The organism is Micromonospora endophytica (assembly GCF_003236305.1).
Lineage (GTDB): Bacteria > Actinomycetota > Actinomycetes > Mycobacteriales > Micromonosporaceae > Micromonospora > Micromonospora endophytica.
Genome location: NZ_POTX01000018.1, coordinates 1 through 18,011, shown reverse-complemented (window position 1 = coordinate 18,011; position 18,011 = coordinate 1). Strand labels below are relative to the sequence as shown.

General features: G+C 73.7%; 18 protein-coding genes. 10 read left to right on the top strand and 8 right to left on the bottom strand.

Annotation, left to right across the window (positions count from 1 at the left end):
• Positions 1–8: 8 nt before the first annotated feature.
• Genes C1I93_RS04650 through C1I93_RS04635 form a run of 4 tightly spaced genes read right to left on the bottom strand, consistent with a single transcriptional unit; the run spans position 9 to position 4,538 of the window.
• Positions 9–683: a D-sedoheptulose-7-phosphate isomerase gene (locus tag C1I93_RS04650; protein WP_111241989.1), complete on the bottom strand. Its 675-nt coding sequence runs from the start codon at positions 681–683 to the stop codon at positions 9–11.
• Entirely contained in the window at positions 680–1,897 is a 1,218-nt protein-coding gene (locus C1I93_RS04645; RefSeq protein WP_111241962.1) for a glycosyltransferase, read from the bottom strand. The genes C1I93_RS04650 and C1I93_RS04645 overlap by 4 nt, the downstream gene beginning before the upstream one ends.
• Positions 1,888–2,859: a glycosyltransferase gene (locus tag C1I93_RS04640; protein WP_111241961.1), complete on the bottom strand. Its 972-nt coding sequence runs from the start codon at positions 2,857–2,859 to the stop codon at positions 1,888–1,890. Before C1I93_RS04640 ends, C1I93_RS04645 begins: the two co-directional genes overlap by 10 nt.
• Positions 2,856–4,538 (bottom strand): HAD-IIIA family hydrolase, encoded by a 1,683-nt coding sequence (locus C1I93_RS04635; RefSeq protein WP_223256360.1) that lies wholly within the window; start codon positions 4,536–4,538, stop codon positions 2,856–2,858. The genes C1I93_RS04640 and C1I93_RS04635 overlap by 4 nt, the downstream gene beginning before the upstream one ends.
• 413 nt (positions 4,539–4,951) lie before the next feature.
• Between C1I93_RS04635 and C1I93_RS04630 the strand changes: the two genes are divergently transcribed.
• A complete protein-coding gene (locus C1I93_RS04630) occupies positions 4,952–5,719 on the top strand; it encodes a polyprenol monophosphomannose synthase (protein WP_111241959.1) in 768 nt (255 codons plus the stop codon).
• Between the two features lie 12 nt (positions 5,720–5,731).
• Here the strand turns inward: C1I93_RS04630 and C1I93_RS04625 are convergent, their stop codons facing one another.
• Complete coding sequence (locus C1I93_RS04625; RefSeq protein ID WP_111241958.1) at positions 5,732–7,345, bottom strand: phytoene desaturase family protein; 1,614 nt, start codon at positions 7,343–7,345, stop codon at positions 5,732–5,734.
• Positions 7,346–7,414: 69 nt separating this feature from the next.
• Between C1I93_RS04625 and C1I93_RS04620 the strand changes: the two genes are divergently transcribed.
• The gene (locus tag C1I93_RS04620; RefSeq protein WP_111241957.1) at positions 7,415–8,848 is read left to right on the top strand and encodes an aldehyde dehydrogenase family protein; all 1,434 of its coding nucleotides are present in this window, start codon (positions 7,415–7,417) and stop codon (positions 8,846–8,848) included.
• Between the two features lie 116 nt (positions 8,849–8,964).
• Here C1I93_RS04620 and C1I93_RS04615 read toward each other — a convergent pair whose 3' ends face one another.
• On the bottom strand, positions 8,965–9,366 hold the full coding sequence (locus C1I93_RS04615; protein ID WP_111241956.1) for a ChaB family protein: 402 nt from the start codon (positions 9,364–9,366) through the stop codon (positions 8,965–8,967).
• Positions 9,367–9,521: 155 nt separating this feature from the next.
• Here C1I93_RS04615 and C1I93_RS04610 point away from each other — a divergent pair, with 155 nt between their 5' ends.
• From C1I93_RS04610 to C1I93_RS04585, 6 genes are all read left to right on the top strand, one after another.
• Positions 9,522–10,499: a YihY/virulence factor BrkB family protein gene (locus C1I93_RS04610; RefSeq protein ID WP_111241955.1), complete on the top strand. Its 978-nt coding sequence runs from the start codon at positions 9,522–9,524 to the stop codon at positions 10,497–10,499.
• A 46-nt stretch (positions 10,500–10,545) separates the two neighbouring features.
• Positions 10,546–10,962, top strand: coding sequence for a DUF2795 domain-containing protein (locus tag C1I93_RS04605; protein ID WP_111241954.1), 417 nt, complete (start codon positions 10,546–10,548; stop codon positions 10,960–10,962).
• A gap of 37 nt (positions 10,963–10,999) precedes the next feature.
• Positions 11,000–11,461 carry an SRPBCC family protein gene (locus C1I93_RS04600; protein WP_111241988.1) on the top strand — a complete coding sequence of 154 codons (462 nt, stop codon included), beginning with the start codon at positions 11,000–11,002 and terminating at the stop codon, positions 11,459–11,461.
• Positions 11,462–11,502: 41 nt separating this feature from the next.
• A complete protein-coding gene (locus C1I93_RS04595) occupies positions 11,503–11,760 on the top strand; it encodes a hypothetical protein (protein ID WP_111241953.1) in 258 nt (85 codons plus the stop codon).
• Positions 11,761–11,826: 66 nt separating this feature from the next.
• Positions 11,827–12,120 (top strand): hypothetical protein, encoded by a 294-nt coding sequence (locus tag C1I93_RS04590; RefSeq protein WP_223256359.1) that lies wholly within the window; start codon positions 11,827–11,829, stop codon positions 12,118–12,120.
• A gap of 110 nt (positions 12,121–12,230) precedes the next feature.
• Positions 12,231–12,605 carry a DUF6401 family natural product biosynthesis protein gene (locus C1I93_RS04585; RefSeq protein ID WP_111241986.1) on the top strand — a complete coding sequence of 125 codons (375 nt, stop codon included), beginning with the start codon at positions 12,231–12,233 and terminating at the stop codon, positions 12,603–12,605.
• 109 nt (positions 12,606–12,714) lie between these two features.
• Here C1I93_RS04585 and C1I93_RS04580 read toward each other — a convergent pair whose 3' ends face one another.
• Complete coding sequence (locus C1I93_RS04580; RefSeq protein WP_111241952.1) at positions 12,715–13,566, bottom strand: mechanosensitive ion channel family protein; 852 nt, start codon at positions 13,564–13,566, stop codon at positions 12,715–12,717.
• Between the two features lie 189 nt (positions 13,567–13,755).
• Here C1I93_RS04580 and C1I93_RS04575 point away from each other — a divergent pair, with 189 nt between their 5' ends.
• Positions 13,756–15,873: an ATP-binding SpoIIE family protein phosphatase gene (locus C1I93_RS04575; protein ID WP_111241951.1), complete on the top strand. Its 2,118-nt coding sequence runs from the start codon at positions 13,756–13,758 to the stop codon at positions 15,871–15,873.
• 6 nt (positions 15,874–15,879) lie between these two features.
• On the opposite strand, the gene C1I93_RS04570 is transcribed toward C1I93_RS04575, so the two are convergent.
• Positions 15,880–16,818, bottom strand: a complete 939-nt coding sequence (locus tag C1I93_RS04570; RefSeq protein WP_181445010.1) for an NAD(P)/FAD-dependent oxidoreductase — start codon at positions 16,816–16,818, stop codon at positions 15,880–15,882.
• Between the two features lie 175 nt (positions 16,819–16,993).
• Here C1I93_RS04570 and C1I93_RS04565 point away from each other — a divergent pair.
• Positions 16,994–18,011: glycoside hydrolase family 6 protein (locus tag C1I93_RS04565; protein ID WP_111241985.1), on the top strand; the 1,018-nt coding region annotated here is incomplete at its 3' end.

The window sequence follows — 18,011 nt, the reverse complement described above, 5'->3', positions numbered from 1 at the left end:
TCTCCTCCTCATGCCTCGACCGGCCGGCTGGCACCGCCGTCCAGCACCACCTCGACGCCGGCCCGCACCGGGCCGGCGGCCGGCGCAGCCGGCACCGTCGCCGCCAGACAGTCCGGCAACGCCAACTCGACGTACTCGCAGAGCAGGTGGCTGGAGACCAGATGCAGTTCCTGGACCACCTGGCTGTCCGGGGAGTCGACGGCCAGCACCTCGTGGCAGGCGTCGGCGAGCGGGTTCGGGGCCGGGCCGGTGAAGGCCCAGCAGCGCAGCCCGGCGTCGCGGCCCGCCGCCGCGGCGGCGAGCAGGTTACGGCTGCCGCCGCTGGTGGAGAGGAGCAGCAGCATGTCGTCGGGGCGGCCGTGGGCCCGCACCTGGCGGGCGAAGACCTCGTCGTAGCCGTAGTCGTTGCCGATCGCGGTCAGCGCCGAGGTCTCGGCGTGCAGGGCGATGGCGGAGAGCGGCTGGCGGTCGTCGCGGAGCTTGCCCACCAGTTCGGCGGTCAGGTGCTGTGCCTCGGCGGCGCTGCCGCCGTTGCCGGCCACCAGCAGCCGACCGCCGGCGGTGAGCCGGCGCGCCAGCGCCGCACCCCAGCGGGCCAGCAACGGCTCGCACCGCCGGTACGGCGGCAGCGCCGCGGCCAGCAGCGTCAGGTGTTCGTCGAGGGGGTTCCGCGCCGGCATCAGGCCACCACCCGGCTGGGTCGGTGCACGGCGGCCACCTCGGCGTAGACCTCGGCGAGCCGCTCGGCGGTGACGGTCCAGGAGTAGTGCTGCCGGGCCCGGGCCCGAGCCGCGCCCGCGTAGGCGAAGCGGCGGATCCGGTCGTCGAGCAGCCGGCGCAGCGTCTGCCCCAGCGCCTTCGGATCCCGGGCCGGCACCAGATCGCCTGTCACACCGTCGACCACCGTGTCCCGCAACCCGCCGACGGCGGTCGCCACCACCGGCACCCCGCACGCCATCGCCTCCAGTGGGGTCAGGCCGAAGGGCTCGTACCAGGGGGCGGCGACCAGGATGTCGGCGGACCGGTACCAGCGGCCCATCTCCTCGCGCGGCACCGCGCCGACCAGGCGGACCCGGTCGGCCACCCCGCAGGTGCCGGCCAGGGCCCGCAACCGGCGGGCGTACGGGTCGGTCTCCAGCAGGCCGGCCGGTGGGCCACCCACCACCACACACTCCGCGTCGGGTACGTGCGTCATGGCGCGGACCACGGTCTGGAATCCCTTGCGTTCCACCAGCCGGCCGACGGTGAGGATCCGGGCCCGGTCGGGTTCGCGTTCGGCGGCCGGGCCCAGCGGGGCGAAGGTGGCCAGGTTGACTCCGGACGGGACGACAGTGATCCGGGACCGGGGCACCCCCATCCGGACCAGCTCGCCGACCTCGTCGCGGCACTGGGCGATCACCCGGTCCACCGTGCGACCCAGTTGGAGTTCGTAGCCGATCCGCCGGGCCGGGCTGGTGTCCTGCACGCCCTGGTGGCGGCGCTTGACGGTGCCGAGCGCGTGGTACGTCTGCACCACGGGTGTCCCGGTCTGCCGGCTGGCCTCCAGCGCGGCCAGTCCGCTCATCCAGAAGTGCGCGTGGATCACCTCGGGGGTCCAGTCCCCGCCGCGCCACCGCTCCACCAGCCAGGCGCTGAACGGCCGCATGTGCGGCAGCAGCGCGTCCTTGGCCACCGGCTCGGCCGGACCGGCCGGTACGTGCACCACGTCGTAGCCGTCCGGGGCGCGGACGATCACCGGCAGGTCGACCGCGTCGCGGCGGGTGTAGACGCGGACGTCGTGCCCGGCGGCGGCGAGCGCGGCGGCGAGTTCCGCCACGTGCGTGTTCTGGCCGCCGGCGTCCTCGCCACCGAGGATGGCGAGCGGGCTGGCGTGCTCCGAGATCATCGCTATCCGCATACTTCCTCCTCCAGGAGCCGGTCCCAGTCGGCGAGGAAACGGTCGAGGCCGTAGCGTTCGCGGGCCGCGGCGCGGGCCTGTACGCCGGCCCGGCGCGCCTGCTCCGGTTCGGCGACGAACCGGCCGGCGGCGGCCAGCAGGTCGTCGACCCGGGTGGAGAGGGCACCGGCGTCCGGCGGCACCGCCATCACCGCCTCGGTGCTGGCCAGCGCCACCACCGGCATGCCCATGCTCATCGCCTCGATCAGGCTCAGCCCGAGCGAGGTCCACCGGCACAGGTGCAGGTACGCCCGCCGCCGCGCCAGCTCGGCGTGCATCCGGTGCTGCGGCACGTCGTCGTGGCTGGTGAGCCGGTCGGCGGGCAGGCCGAGATGCGCGGCCAGCCCGGCCACCTTCAGGCCGAAGACGTCGAGCGGGGCGATCTCGGCGAACCGGGGCAGCAGGTCGGTGCCGGTGACCCGCCACCGGCGTACCGGTTCGTTGATCACCACGGCGAGCCGGTCCAGTTCGCCGGTGTACGCCACGGCCGGTGCCACGATGCCGTGGTCGACGACCGTGGTCCGGGTCGAACCGGTGTCCCAGAAGAGTTCGTTGAACGCGGTCACGTGGGCGATGAGCAGGTCGTCCCGGTCCGCCATCGGGTGTCGGCTGTGCGGGACCTGCCCGTCCTTCGGGGTGTTGTGCTCCACGTAGATCGCCGGCAGGTCGCGTCCCGGGCGGCGGCCCAGCCACTCGGCGGCCAGGTCGACCTCCTCGGGCCGTTGCAGGATCACCACGTCGACCTCGGCGTCGCGGAGCTGCTCGGGGCTCACCTCCGCGGCGCTCTCCGGCCAGGTGTAGGTGCGCGCCCGGCCGAGTCCGTACGGGCCCCGGTCCGGGGTCGCCGGCACCAGGTAGCGGTGCTTGCCGTGCACGAACGAGGTGGTCCAGGAGCCGTGCACGTGCCAGAGCAGGATGTTCATCGCGTCCTCCCACCACCACCGGCGACCACCGGCGGCGCGACCCGCGACACCGCGCCGACCACGGTCGCCGGCCCCCGCGCCGGTACGCCCAGCAGCCGCAGGGCGTCCAGGACGCTGTCCGGCTCGACGCCGCGCAGGCAGGGGTGGCCGGGTATCGGACAGTGCGCGGCCCGGGTGTCGCGGCAGGCGGCGGTGGCGTCGCCGAGGCGTACCGTCGGCACCCGCCACGGCCCCCACTGGCCGAACGGGACGGTGGGGGCGAAGAGACTCACCACCGGCACCCCATGGGCGGCGGCCAGGTGCGCCGGGCCGGTGTTGCCGACCACCACCGCACCGGCGGCGGCGACGACCGCGGACAGCTCGGCCAGCCCGGTGCCGCCGCCCAGGTCCACGGCGTGTCCACCGGCGACCCGGGCGGTCAGGTCACGCTCGGCCGGGCCACCGGTGACCACCACCCGGTGCCCGGCGGCGGTCAGCCGCCTGGCGATCCGTTCGGCCACCTCCGGCGGGCAGCCCCGGGCCTGCGCGGCCGAGCCGGGATGCAGCACCACGTAGCCCGGGTCGCCGACCGCGGGTGGCGGTGGTGGTGCCGGACGCAACCGGAGGTACGGCCCGTCCCCGGCGGGCAGCGCGTAGCCGGCCGCGGCCGCCAGGGACAGGGCGCGTTCGGCCTCGGGCACGCCGACCGGCACCCGGTGCCGTACGTCGAGCAGGCTGCCCGGGTAGTCGTCGCTGATCGCGGCGATCCGCGCGACCCCGGCCATCCGCAGCAGCAGCGCCAGCGGCAGCGGCGACTGGTGGAAGGAGGTGAAGATGACCGCCTCGTCGGCGGCCACCGCGGCGAGCCGGGTGATCAACGCGGTGAGCCGCGCCGGCTCGACCGGGCCGGGCACCGGGTCGATCCAGGGCAACCGGTGCTCGATCACCTCGTCGACGCCGGGCAGCAGGTCGGCGGCGGCCCGGCCGCGCGGGCCGCAGAGCAGCACGACGCGCTCCGCGCCGGCGGCGACCGCCCGGATGCCGGGTCCGGTGAGCAACACGTCCCCGGCCGAGTCCGAGCGCGCCACCAGCACGGTCCGCCGGCCACCACCGGTGGCGGGAGCGGCCGGGGCCGGTCGTAGCGCGGCCTGGCGGCGCAACAGTTCCGCGACCGCGGCCGGCAGGTCGTCGGCCACCCAGCCGGCTGCGGCGATCTCCTCGGCCCGGGTCACCGGCGTCGGCACCAGCAGGCCGGCGGCGCCAGCGGCCAAGGCGGCGGTGACATCACGACCGATGTCGCCGATCAGGACGCAGCGGGCGGGCACGGTGCCCAGCGCGTCGGCGGCGGCGTGCACCAGACCCGGTGCCGGCTTGCGGCAGGCGCAGCCGTCCCCGTCGTCGTGCGGGCACACCTGCCAGGAGTCGAACGGGCCGAGCAGTTCCTCGATCCGGCGGTGCACCCGGTCCAGTTGCCGCTCGGTGAACAGGCCCCGGGCCAGCCCGGACTGGTTGGTCACCACGGCTAGCTTGAGTCCGGCGGCGCGCAACCGGTCCAGGGCGGCGCGCGCGCCCGGCATCGGGCGTACCTTGTCCGGATCGCCGTTGTACGGCACGTCCTCGACCAGGGTGCCGTCCCGGTCCAGCAGGACCGCGTCGAACAGGACCGGGGCGGGCCCGGCCCGGCCGGGCGCGGTCAGCACCCCGGCTGACCTACGCTGATCCGGCTCCCCACGGTCCCGTCGCACGGGCGGCGGGTTCCCGACGCCCCGGGGAGTAAACGTCAGTCGCGGCGCGGTGGCCGCGTGGCGCGGACGGTGGGTCGCCGGTGCCGTCCGCGGGTGGCGTTACCCGCGCCCCCGGAGAAGCTAACCCACCTGGGCGGTTACCGAGGACACGGCGAGGGTACGGCGAAGCGGTGGCGATCGTGGACAGAGTGATCGAGGCCCCCGTCAAGCAGGTCTGGGAGACGCTGCGCCGCCTCTGCGACATCGCGCGACGGCAGAAGACCCCGGACTGACGGCACCGGCGCGACGCCTCGGCGGGCAATTTCCCCCCGGAAGGGACAACTGGCTACCCTCTGAGGGACCCTGTCCGCCGACCGAGGATGTCCCCCATGATCGAACCCGTCCAGTTGCCCTCGCCGTGGCGGGACGTGCGGCTGACCGTCGTGGTGCCGACCTACAACGAGGCGGGCAACCTGCCGGTGCTGGTCGAGCGGTTGCTCGCGCTGCCGCTGCCCGGCCTGAAGGTACTGGTCGCCGACGACAACTCCCCGGACGGGACCGGCGAGGTCGCCGACAAGCTCGCCATCGAGCACCCCGAGCGGGTCGAGGTCGTGCACCGGCCCGGCAAGGAGGGACTCGGACGGGCGTACGTGGACGGGATCGGCCGGGCGCTCGACGGCGGCGCCGAGTACGTCGCCCAGATGGACGCTGATCTGTCCCACCCGCCGGAGGCGCTGCCGGGCATGCTCGGCGCCCTGCTCTCCACGCAGGCCGGTGTGGTGATCGGCTCACGGTACGTCCCCGGCGGCGAGCTGGACGCGAACTGGCCGCTGTACCGGCGGGCGCTCAGCGGCTGGGCCAACCTCTACGTGCACACGCTGCTGCGGGTGCGGATCCGGGACCTGACCGCCGGCTTCAAGATCTGGCGGGCCGACGCGCTGCGCGACATCGGGCTGGAGCGGGTGCAGTCCAACGGCTACAGCTTCCAGGTCGAGATGCACTACCTCGCCACCAAGCTGGGACACACCATCCTCGAGGTGCCGATCCGCTTCGAGGAGCGGCGCGACGGTGCCTCGAAGATGACCACCGCCACCAAGATCGAAAGTGCCCTGATGCCGTTCAAGCTCCGGTCCCGGCACCGCCACATCGACGGCTGAACCAGCGCCGCCTCACCGATAGACGGCGTCCTGGGCGGCGGCGATCGCCCGGTGGTAGACCGCGCCGGTGAGGGCCCGGTCCCGGGCCAGCGCGGCCCGGGCCGCGTTCGCGCCCGGCGCGCCGTGCACCCCGCCACCGGGATGGGCCGACGCGCTGGCCAGGAAGAGCCGGTCCACAGGCGTGTCGGCACGACCCAGGCCGGGCACCGGGCGCAGGAACAACTGCTGGTACGGCGCGGCCGTGCCGCCGCCGAGGGCACCCCCGACCAGGCTGGGATTGTCCCGCTCCAACTCGGCCGGGCCGGCCACGTGCCGGCCCACCACCAGGCTGCGGAACCCGGGCGCGGCGGCCTCCAGCACCGCCTCCATCCGCTCCACGTGCGCGGCGATCTCCTCGGCCCGCCAGTGCCGGCGGAACGGCAGGTGGGTGTACGCCCAGAGCGACTCGGTGCCCGGCGGGGAGTGGCTGGGGTCGGCCACCGACATCTGCCCGACCAGCAGGAACGGGTCACGGGGCAGCTCGCCGCGGGACAGCGTGGCGGCGTAGCTGGTGAGCCCGTCCAGGTCCGCGCCGAGATGCACGGTGCCGGCGCCGGCGAGTTGCCGGTTGGTCCACGGCACCGGCGCTGACAACGCCCAGTCGACCTTCACCGTCGAGCCGTCCCAACGGAACCGCTCCAGGTCCGCCACCAGCCGGGCCGGCAGCGCCGACGCGCCGACGAGATCCAGGTAGAGCGCGGGCGCCGGCACGTCGGCCAGGACCGCGCGGCGAGCCCGCCACAGCTCTCCCCCGACCGTACGCACACCCATCGCCCGGCCCCGGGCGACGAGCACCCGGTCCACCCGGGCGGCGTAGTGGATCCGGCCACCCCGCGCGGTCAACCGGGCCACCAGGGCGTCGGTGATGCGCTGCGCCCCGCCGACCGGCACCGGCCAGCCGACCTGCTGGCCGAGCATGACCAGCAGCCACCCGTACAGGCCGGAGCCGGCCTCCTCGGGAGACAGGTCGGTGTGCAGGGCGGAGCCCGCGAGCAGGGCCGGACCGCCCGCACCGTCGAACATCTCCGCGCCGAACCGGCGTACCGGCAGCACCATCCGCCGGGCCAGCCGCAAGGCGCCGCCGGTGCGCAGTCGGCGCAACAACCGCAGGCCGCCGCGTACCGGCGGGAAGGGTGTGGTGATCAGCTCGGTCAGCGGACCGGAGACCTGCCGCCACTGGTCGTACGCGGCCAGCCAGCGGTCGCCGTCGCCGGGCGCGAACGTCTCCAGCGAGGCCGCGGTGACCGACGGATCGAGGTTGAGCAGTGCCGCCCGGTCGTCGGGGAAGAGGTGGGCCAGCACGTCCGGGGCGTGCCGCCAGGCGAGCCCGTGCCGGTCCAGGTCCAGCCCGCGCAGCACCGGCGAGACGTAACCGAGCGGATAGAAGGAGCTGAAAAGGTCGCTGAGGTAACCGGGCGCGGTCACCTCGGCCGACCGCACCGCGCCACCCGGCACTCCGGTCGCCTCCAGCACCACCACGTCCCAGCCCGCGTCGGCGAGCAGGTTCGCGGCGACCAGGCCGTTGTGTCCCGCGCCGATGACGACGGCGTCGGCGTGTTCGGCACCGGTGGAACCCCGCGAGATCATCAGTGGACGCTACCCCGGGGGCAGCCGGACCAAACGTTTGTCCGCCCCGGGCCGGGGCATCCAGCGCCCATGTACACGGTTGCGCAGTTGATCGGTGGGGTGTGGGGAGCCGGTGGTGAGGCAGGTGAACTGGTGGTGCGCGACCCGACCGACGGCACGCCGGTGACCAGCGCACCGGTCGCGACGGCCGACGAGGTGGGCAAGGCGGTGGCGGCGGCGCGCGGAGTGGCGGCGGACTGGGCGGACACCTCCCCGGCCGAACGGGCCGCCGCGCTGCACCGGGCCGCCGACGCGGTCGCCGAGGCCGCCGACGAACTCGCCCGGGCCACCACCGCCGAGATGGGCAAGCCGCTCGCGGACGCCCGGGGCGGCGTCGAGGCCGGCGTCGCCACCCTGCGGCAGTACGCCGAACTCGCCCCGGCCCGGGGTGGACGCACCCTGCACGGCGATCCCGCGGCGCTGGACTTCATGGCACCGCAGCCGCGCGGTGTGGTCGCCGTCATCACCCCGTGGAACGATCCGGTCGCCGTCGCCTGCGGGTTGCTCGGCGCGGCCCTGGTCACCGGGAACGTGGTGCTGCACAAGCCGAGCGAACGGACTCCGGCCACCGGCTGGTTGCTCGCCCGGGCGCTGGACTCCGTGCTGCCGGCCGGGGTGCTGTCGTTGCTCACCGGCGGCCCCGAGACCGGCGCGGCGCTCGCCGCCGCCGAGGTGGACGTGGTGGCGCACGTCGGGTCCACCGCCACCGGTCGGGCCATCGCCTCGGCCGCCGCGACGACCGGCGCGAAGGCGCTGCTGGAGAACGGCGGCAGCGACCCGCTCGTCGTCGACGCCGATGTCGACCCGATCTGGGCCGCCGCGCAGGCCGCCCAGGGCGCCTTCGCCAACGCGGGGCAGATCTGCGTGGCGGTGGAGCGGATCTACGTCCATCGCGACCTCGCCGAGGACTTCGTGACCGCGCTTGTCGACCGGGCCGCCGCGCTGCGGGTCGGGCCCGGCCGGGCCCCGGACACCGAGTTGGGCCCACTTGTCGACCGTCGCCACCGAGACCAGGTGCACGGGCAGGTGACCGCGGCGGTGGCCGACGGCGCGCGGATCCGCGTCGGCGGCGCACTGCCCGACGGTCCCGGTGCCTTCTACCCCGCGACAGTGGTGGACAACTGCCGGCACGACATGTCCCTGGTCCGCGAGGAGACCTTCGGCCCGGTCGCCCCGGTGGTGGTGGTCGACTCGTTCAGCGAGGCGCTGCGGTGCGCGGCCGACTCACCGTACGGTCTGGCCGCCACGGTGCTGACCGGCTCGATGAGCCACGCCCAACGGGCCTGGCGGGAACTTCCGGTGGGCACCGTCAAGGTGAACGCGGTCTTCGGTGGCGCGCCGGCCGGTGCCGCCCATCCGCGCCGCGCCAGCGGCCAGGGCTTCGGGTACGGCCCGGAACTGCTCGACGAGTTCACCGCCGTGAAGGCGGTGCACATCGAGGCCCCCGGCGGCGGCCACTGGTAATCCCCCGGGAAGCGCCGGGGACAGGGTGGCTCCGGTCGGTTCTTCGGTCGACGGCGCCGTGCGGCCCCTGGCCCGGGCCGTACGCTCGGGTCAGGGGCCGCTCGGTCGACGGCGCGTCAGTCGCCGCGGGCCTTGGCCGTCTGCCGGTTGTTGGCCTTCTGGATGGCCTTGACCAGTTCCGGCTTGGTCATGCTCGATCGTCCCCGCACATCCAGTCTGCGGGCGATCTCCATGAGGTGCTCCTTGGGGGCGTTCGCGTCGACCCCACCGGCGGTGGGTGCCCGCCGGGCCGGACCGCCGCCCGCGGCCTGCTGGTCGCTGGGTCCCTTGCGGCCCTTGGGCTCCCAGTGGTCGCCCACCTTCTCGAACTCGTGCTTGACGGCGGCGAAGGCGGTCCGGTGCGCCCGCTCCCCCTCGCCGTACGTCTCGACTGCCGAGTCGTGCGTCTTCTCCCAGGTGCGCTGGGCCTTCTCCGGGGAGCGCCGCAGCGTGCTGGGCAGTACCTCGCGCCCGGGCATCTCGAACCTCCTCCGTGTACGAGCCATTCCCCCTGGCGTTCCCCCCGACGGCAGCGGCAAACCGGCCGCGCGGTTTACCGACGGACGGCCCCGGGTACCGGCGCGGGCACCGGTGAGCGCGCACGTGCCGGTCGTGCGACAGGGAGCGGCTCTTGATGACGACGACGAACCCCCAGGCCCCGAACGCCGAGGAGTCGGTGTCACCGTTGCCGGGCATCCGCCAGTTGCACTGGCCGACCTGGCGGGGCGTGCTGGTCCGCAGCGGGCGCAACTATCTGCGGGACAACTGCACGGACTGGGCCGCGGCGCTCACCTACTACGGCGTACTCGCGCTCTTCCCCTCCACCGTCGTGGTGGTGGCCCTGGTCGGCCTGGTCTCCGACGGGGAGCGCACCGTCGACACGGTGCTGGACCTGGCCCGGGACCTCGGCGCCGGCTCGGTGGTGGCCGACGAGCGCTTCGTCGGGGTGATCCGGGCGGTGGTGGACCAGAACAGCTCGGCCGGGGTGCTGCTCAGTTTCGGTCTGCTCGGCGCGCTCTGGTCGGCCTCGAACTTCATCGCCTCGTTCACCCGGGCGTCGAACGCGATCTACGGGGTCACCGAGGGGCGGCCGGTGTGGCGGCTGCGCCCGACGCAGATCGGGCTGGCGGCCCTGTCGCTGGTCATGCTCGCCACGGTCGCCGCCGGCCTGATCGTCAGCGGTCCGGTCGCCGACGCCGTCGGCAACCTGGTGGGTGCCGGTGACGCGATGCGGACCGCCTGGGCGGTGGTCAAGTGGCCGGCGCTGGCGTTGATCGCGATGCTGCTGCTGTCGCTGTTGTTCTGGGCCGCGCCGAACGTCCGCCAGCCACGGTTCCGGTGGCTCACCCCGGGCGGAGCGGTGGCGCTGGCCGCCTGGGCGCTCGGGTCCTTCGGCTTCGGCCTGTACGTGGCGAACTTCGGGTCTTACGACGCCACCTACGGCAGCCTCGGCGCGGTGATCGCCTTCCTGGTCTGGCTCTATCTCTCCAATTCCGCGCTGATGCTGGGGGTGCAGATCAACGCCGAACTCCAGCGCGGCAGGCTGCTCCAGTCGGGTGCCACCGACACGGAGGAGCCGGTGCTGCAACCGCGCTCACCGGCCGGTTCGTGACGGCTTGCCGGGTTTACCACTCGCCCGGTCGGGTAGCGCAGAAGGCATGGAACGTGGCAACAGCAAGCACGGACCCAGGGTCGACGAGCAGATGAGCCAGGAGGTCAGCGGCCTCGTGCAGGGGCCGGGGACCGGCGGTTCACGGGTCGACGAGTTCCGGGTGCCGGAGCCCGCGGGTGAGGACCAGCCGGAGGCCACCACGGCCCCGGCCGGCGACCTGCGTACCGGCACTCCCCAGGGAATGAGTTCCGAGGACGTCGAGGCACGCAGCCGGCTCGGGCGGTTCATCACGATGACCGCGCTGCCCGGTGACCGGGCCACGTTGCTCGCCAACGCGCGGGAGAACGAGGCACCGGACGACGTGCTGGCCGAGTTGGCGCGGCTGCCGGAGGACACCCGGTACCAGACGGTGTCCGAGGTGTGGGCGGCGCTCGGACACAAGAACGAGACGACGCGTTGGTGAGGCTCCACCGCCCCCGCCAGCGCAGGAGAGGATGCTGATGAGTGGCGTAACCGAGCATGTCGACGTGGCGGTCCCGGTGCGGACCGCGTACGACCAGTGGACGCAGTTCGAGGAGTTCCCCCACTTCATGGAGGGTGTGGAGGAGGTGCGCCAGCTCTCCGACACGATGACCCACTGGACTGTCGAGATCGCCGGTGTCAAGCGGGAGTTCGACGCCGAGATCACCGAGCAGCTGCCCGACGAGCGGGTGGCCTGGCGCTCGACCGGCGGCACCCAGCACGCCGGTGTGGTGACCTTCCACCGGTTGGACGAGAACAGCAGCCGGGTGAGCCTCCAGCTGGAGTTCGACCCGCAGGGCGTGATCGAGCAGGCCGGCGACAAGCTCGGCGTGGTCGACCGCCGGGCCAAGGGTGACCTGCAACGGTTCAAGCAGTTCATCGAGCGCCGAGGCCAGGAGACCGGTGCCTGGCGCGGCAGCGTCGACCGCCCTCAGCCCTGATCCGCGGTTTGTCCGGGGCGCACCGGGGTAGGGGGTAGGGCATGGGCGAGGACAGGGTGTGGCGTGACGAGGAACGGCTGCCGCTCGAGGAGCTGGACCGGGCGGTCGCCCGGTCGAGCCTCGACGGGCAGGCAGATGACGTGACCGCCAACGACGCCGGCGAGGAGGCCGCCTTCGGGCACGGCCCCGAGCCGGTCGACCGCGGCGGCGAGATCCCCGGCACGGGCCGCGAGCCGACCGACCCGGACCGCGCCTACCGCCCTTCCACCACCGGCCGCACCGGGCCCGACAACCTCTGACACCCCCACCCAAAAGCGGGCGCACCGGGACGGCGCAGCAGGCATTCGATCACGCAGAGTGTCCGAATGGGTGACGTTGGGGACAGGTCGGCCAGAATCGGCCGTTCGGCTGACGGCAACGGCGGCATCCCGCGCAAGACTTTCGGAATGCATCAGGGCTCCGGCTTTCTCTCCACGCGTCAGCGTCGCCTGGCATGGCTCGGCTTCCTTCTCGCCGCCGTTCAGGCACCCGTCTCCGCCAGGCTGGTCGAGGACAGCTCCTGGCTGTTCAGCCTCTGCGTGGCGCTCATGGTGGCGACTGTGATCATCGCCGACGACGCCGCGCGCCGTCGGCCGGCCGACGCCCGCTCCTCCGACTAGCCGCGCGCCGGAGGATCACCGGGGCCGCCGCCGGGCAACCGACCGCAGGACCCCTGACCAGCCGAGTGGCCGAGGTCGCGGGCGGTGCGCAGTGGCTAGATTCGTTCCTCATGCGCCTGCCACCGAACCAGGTTCCCGCCCGCACCGCCGTCGACTCGACACGGGCCACGCTGGTGGCGCTCACCAACACGGTGGGCCTCGACGGTCTCGCCGCCGCCACCCGCCTGCCCGGTCTGCGGGCGGCGGTCGACCGGCACGCCGCAGCGGTACGGGACAGCCTGCGCGGCGACCAGCGACCGCTGAGCGCCGCGGCCCTCGCCGGCTACGCCGAAGGGCTCCGCGAGGTGGCCAAGGAGCACGGTTGGCAGCCGCCCGTCGGGCCGGTGGACTGGTCGGAGGCGGACTGGGTGCTGGTGCGGCTCGTCGCGGTCTGCGCGTTGACCGCCGGTCTGGGCACGCCCGCACCGCAGCCACCGCCACTGTGACGACGGACGGGCGCCCGCCGATGGCGGACACCCGTCCCGCGTCGTGTGGACCTGTCTCCCCTACCGGGGCGAAACGCCGCCCCGCCGGGCGAGGGCTCGGCCAGGCCCGTCACTGACGGTACTGCTGGGGCCCTTCGCCCATGTTGCCGGACTGGTAGGTGCCACGCCCCCCGGCCATCGACTGGGTGGGTTGTTCGGCACCGGCACCGGTCCGGTCGGCCATCCGCCGCTGCATGTCGCCCCGCCCGGCCGCGGTGCCCTGCTGCTGTTCCCGCACCGCGCGAGACTCCTCGGCGATCCGGTGCAGCCAGCCTTCCCAGCGGTTCTGCATCGGCCGGACCAGACCACCACCGACCCCGACGATCAGGATGCCGGCCACCGTGGCGAGCACCGCTACCAGCACCGGAGTGGTCACGGTGGTGGCGATGCCCACCTGGTTCAGGGCGGCGATCACGCCGAGCGCGATGATGAAGAACGCCGTCAGGTCGGCCAGCACCTTGCCGTACGACAGGCCGCCGAGCGCCCCGCTCACGAGGTCCCGCACCGCGTTGGCGATCGCGAAGGCCACCACCACGATGACGATCGCCACGAAGGCGCGCGGCAGCCAGGCCACCACCCCGGCGATCAGGTTGCTGATCGCGTTCGGACCCCAGACGCCGAAGGCGAACTGCAGCGTGAACAGCAGCACCGCGTAGTACGCCAGCCTCGCCAGGATGTCGCTGGCGTCGTACCTGGTTCGTTCCAGCGCCCGTTTGATGCCGCCTCGTTCGACCGCGCGGTCGAACCCCACCCGTTCCAACGCCGCGTCAACGATCTTGAGCACGGCTCTGGCGATGAGCCACCCGATCACCAGGATCGCGATGAACGCGATGGCCCTCGGTACGAACAGCAGCACCGACCGCCACATGTCGGCCACGGCGGTGCCGATGTCGACCTGCCTGACCGCAAGGGTTTCCGGCATGATGTCCCTCCTGTCGCATGGTTTGCCCCGCGCGCTTACCCCAACGTCGGGACAGCACGCCGCGCCGATCGCCTACTTTTTCTCGACAGGCCGCAACAGACCGGCCCTGACCTGGACTTTTGTCCCGACTGCGGCGGCTCGGACCATGATCCGAAACGATGGTTGAACGGGTCGGGTTAGGCTGCGGTCATGCCAGGAACGGTCGGGCGAGTCCCCACGCCAGCAGGCCCCGTCCCGGGCACACCGGTCTCGGGTGCCACCATGGTCGTCGGCCGGCAGCCGTGGGCCGGCACGGTGCTCGGTCCGCCCGAGTCGTGGGACCCCGCCGTGCGGGGTGCGGTCGAGATCGTGCTCGCCTCCCCCGCGCCGATGGCGCTGCACCTCGGCGACGACCTGCTGCTGCTCTACAACGACGCGTACGCCGAGCTGATCGGCGACAAGCATCCGCAGGCCGTCGGGCGGCCGGCCGCCGAGGTGTTCGCCGAGGTGTGGCATCGTCCGGGCGTCGGCGACGTGGTCGAGCACACCTACCGTACGGGTGAGCCCTTCCTGGACCGCGCCGTCTCCCTGCCGTTGCGGCAGGACGCCGGGGAACTCGATCAGGCCGTCTACATCCGGGCCTGCTCCCCCGTCCGCACCGGCCTGGGCCGGATCGTCGGTGTGCTGTCGGTGGTGGTCGAGACCAACCCGGCGACCCGGCAGCTGCAGGGGCTCAGCGATTTCGCCGCGGCGCTCTCCGGCACGCTCACCCTGGACGACGTGGCGCGGGTCGCGCTGCGTTACGCGATCACGTCGTTCGACGCCGACCGGGTCTCCCTGGCCGTCGATGACGGGGGTGGTGGCTGGCGGATGGTCCGGCGGATCCGGGGCGAGCTGGTGGACGAGGCCGACGAGCGGCTTCCCCCGCTGTGGCGGCGCGGGCCGGCGGACTGGCAGGCCCCGGTGGTGGTCTGCGCACGCAGCGGGCAGGCCACATTCGTCGAGGACGGCCAGCCGCTGCGGGACATCGCCGCCGACCGGCACGACCAGAAGATCCGGGCCCTGGCGGCGGTGCCACTGCGCGCGTCCGTGGTCCGGGGCGGTCTGACCGTGGGCTACCGCACCGCGCACGCCTGGTCGGCGCCGGAACGGGCGCTGCTGGCGGCATCGGCCGAGCTGATCGGCCAGGCCACCGAGCGGGCCCGCCGTTTCGAGACCCAGCACGGTACGGCCCAGCTGTTGCAGCGCAGCATGCTGCCGGAGAACCTGCCGGTCCTGCCCCGGCTGCGGGTGGCGGCACGCTACGACCCGGGTGTCGACGGCAACGCCGCCGGCGGGGACTTCTACGACGCCTTCGTGCTGCCCACCGGCGAGCTGGGGGTGGTGCTCGGTGACGTGGCCGGGCACGATGTGCAGGCGGCCGCCCGGATGGGACAGGTACGGGCCGCGCTGCGGGCGTTGGCGCTCAACGACCCTCGCCCCGACCAGGTCCTCGCCGGTCTCGACCGGCTGGTCAGCAGCCTGGGTGCCGAGGCCGGTACGCACGAACTGTTCGTGACCGTGGTGTTCGGTGTCATCGACGTCGACCGGGAGCAGCTCACCCTGGCCAGCGCCGGACACCCGGCGCCGCTGCTGCGCCGCTCCCCGCCCGACGGCCCGCCGAGCGCCGAGTACCTCGACGTGGCACTCGGCGCGCCGCTGGGGGTCGGCTACCACCCCCGTACGCGTACCGTCGCCTTCACCCCCGGCGACACGTTGCTGCTGTTCAGCGACGGTGTGGTGGAGCGGCGGCGGCATGGCCTGTCGCACGGCCTGGCCCGGCTGGCGGAGTCGGTGGCGGTGGCGCAGAGCGGCGATCCGAGGGCGTTGTGCGCCACCGCCACGGCCGCGGTGTCCGGGGCCACCGAGGACGACGTGGCCGTGCTTGCCGTCGAGTACGCGCTCCGGCCGAGCCGGTCGGCCCGGATGGAGGTGCCGGCCGAGCCGACCGCGCCGAGCCGGGTCCGGCACTGGATGACCGCTCAGCTCACCCGGTGGGGGGTGGCCGAGTCGGTGATCGGCGCGGCGGTGTTGTGTACCAGCGAGCTGACCACGAACGCGCTGCTGCACGCCGGCACGGCGGCCCGGGTCGAGATCGACCTCAGTCCCGAGCGCCTGCTCGTCTCGGTGGCCGACTCCGGTTCCCGGGGCACTGTCACCCGGGCCCGCACCGACACGCTGAGCAGCCGCGGTCGCGGGCTGGGCCTGATCGAGGAGTTGAGCGACGCCTGGGGCACCGATCCCACCGTGCGCGGTTCGACTGTCTGGTTCGAGATCCTGCTTCCCTGACGGGGTTCAGGTCAGGCGGCGGACCAGGGCACGGCCGAGGTCACGGCCGGAGCGCCAGGCGGTCTGCACCCGGGGCTCGCCAAAGGCGTCGCCGGCCAACCCGATGCCGTCGTCGTCGAGGTGAAAACCCGCATCGGTGCCACCGCCGACCGGCTTGGCGTAGGTCCAGCGGTGCACGTGCACCTGTTCCGCTCGGTCGGGCAGGGCGAACAGGTCGCGTACCGCCGCCTCGATCGCCGGGGCGGCGGCGGTGGGCTGGGCGAGGTGCCCGGCGGCGAACTCCGCAGTGGTGTGCGCGACGAGCACCGGAGCGCCGTCCCCGCGCCGGTCTCCGTCGTCGCAGACGGTGCTGAGCAGCGGATGGTCGTTCACGAAGGCGCCCCGGAAGTCCGGCCACCGCCGGGCCGGGAAGCGCAGCACCGCCGCCAGCGCCGGTGACCACCGCTGCCGGCCGACCGCCTCGGTGGCGGTGGCGAGCGCCGGGTCGAGCAGCAGCGCGGCCTGCGGGCCGGGCATCGCCAGCACCACCGCCGCGCAGGCCCGGCCGTCCACCGCCGGGCCGGGCTCGACTCCCAGCACCAGCCGGTTCACCACCAGCGGCAGCTCCGCGGCCAGGTGTTCGACGAGCGAGCGCAGCCCGCGCGGGGCCGCCCAGCGCATCGCCCCGGGGACCTCACGTCGCCCGTCCACGCCGTACGCGACGAAGGTGTGCGTCCACTCCCGGGCCAGCCCGGCGGCCTGCCAGCCGCGCACCACCGCGGCGAAGTCCGGGTCGCTGACCGTCAGGTACGCCGCCCCGAGGTCGGCGGGACGGCCGTCGAAGCGCTTGCTGGCCATCCGGCCGCCGGCCACCCGGCCTCGTTCCCGGATCTCGACCGGCACGCCAGCCCGATGCAACTCCACCGCGCACGCCACCCCGGCGATACCGCCACCGACCACCACCACGCCTGTCCGGTCCGAAGCCATCCGACGATGGTAGGCGCTGGTCCGCTTGCCGACGGTGCCGGTCGATGACCGGAAACTTCCGGAAGGTCTTCACAACCTGGCAACCGGCCCGTACCTTGACGGAAACGTGGGAGCGCTTCCACGCACCTTCTTCGATGCCATCAAGGAGCTGAGCATGAGAAACCGAGGCACGTTCGCCTTGGTCGGCGCGGTGACGACGGCCGTCGCCGTGGCCGCCACGGTCGGCGTGGGCGCACTGCACGCCACTCCCGCAGCCGCCGCCGACTCCGTCTTCTACGTCGACCCGAACACCAGCGCCGCCCGTTGGGTGGCGGCCAACCCGAACGACTCGAAGGCCGCCGTGATCCGGGACCGGATCGCCAGCGTCCCGCAGGCGCGCTGGTACACCACCACCAACACCTCGACCGTACGCGGCGAGGTGGACTCCTTCGTCGGTGCCGCAGCCGCCGCCGGCAAGATCCCGATCCTGGTGGTCTACAACATCCCCAACCGTGACTGCAGCAACCACAGCGCGGGCGGCGCACCCAACCACACCGTCTACCGGCAGTGGGTGGACCAGGTCGCCGCGGGTCTCGGCGGGCGCCCGGCCACCATCATCCTGGAGCCCGACGTGCTCCCGATCATGACCAATTGCATGGACGCCAACCAGCAGGCCGAGGTGCGGACCTCGATGGCGTACGCGGGCAAGGCGCTCAAGCGCGGCTCGTCGGCGGCGAAGGTCTACTACGACATCGGCCACGGCGGCTGGCTCGCCCCCGGTGCGGCCGCCGCGAGGCTGACCGCGGCGGACATCGCCAACAGCGCCGACGGCATCTCGGTGAACGTGTCGAACTACCGGCGCACCGCCGACGAGGTCTCGTACGCCAAGCAGATCATCGCCGCGACCGGCATCTCCCGGCTGAAGGCGGTTATCGACACCAGCCGCAACGGCAACGGTCCCGCCGGGGCCGAGTGGTGCGACCCGCCCGGCCGGGCGATCGGCACGCCGAGCACCACCGCCACCGGGGACTCCGCCATCGACGCCTTCCTCTGGGTGAAGCTGCCCGGCGAGGCGGACGGCTGCATCGCCGGCGCGGGTCAGTTCGTGCCGCAGCGGGCGTACGACCTGGCCATCGCGGCCGGTCCGGTGCCGACCACCGCGCCGCCCACGACGACCCCGACCACCCTGTCTC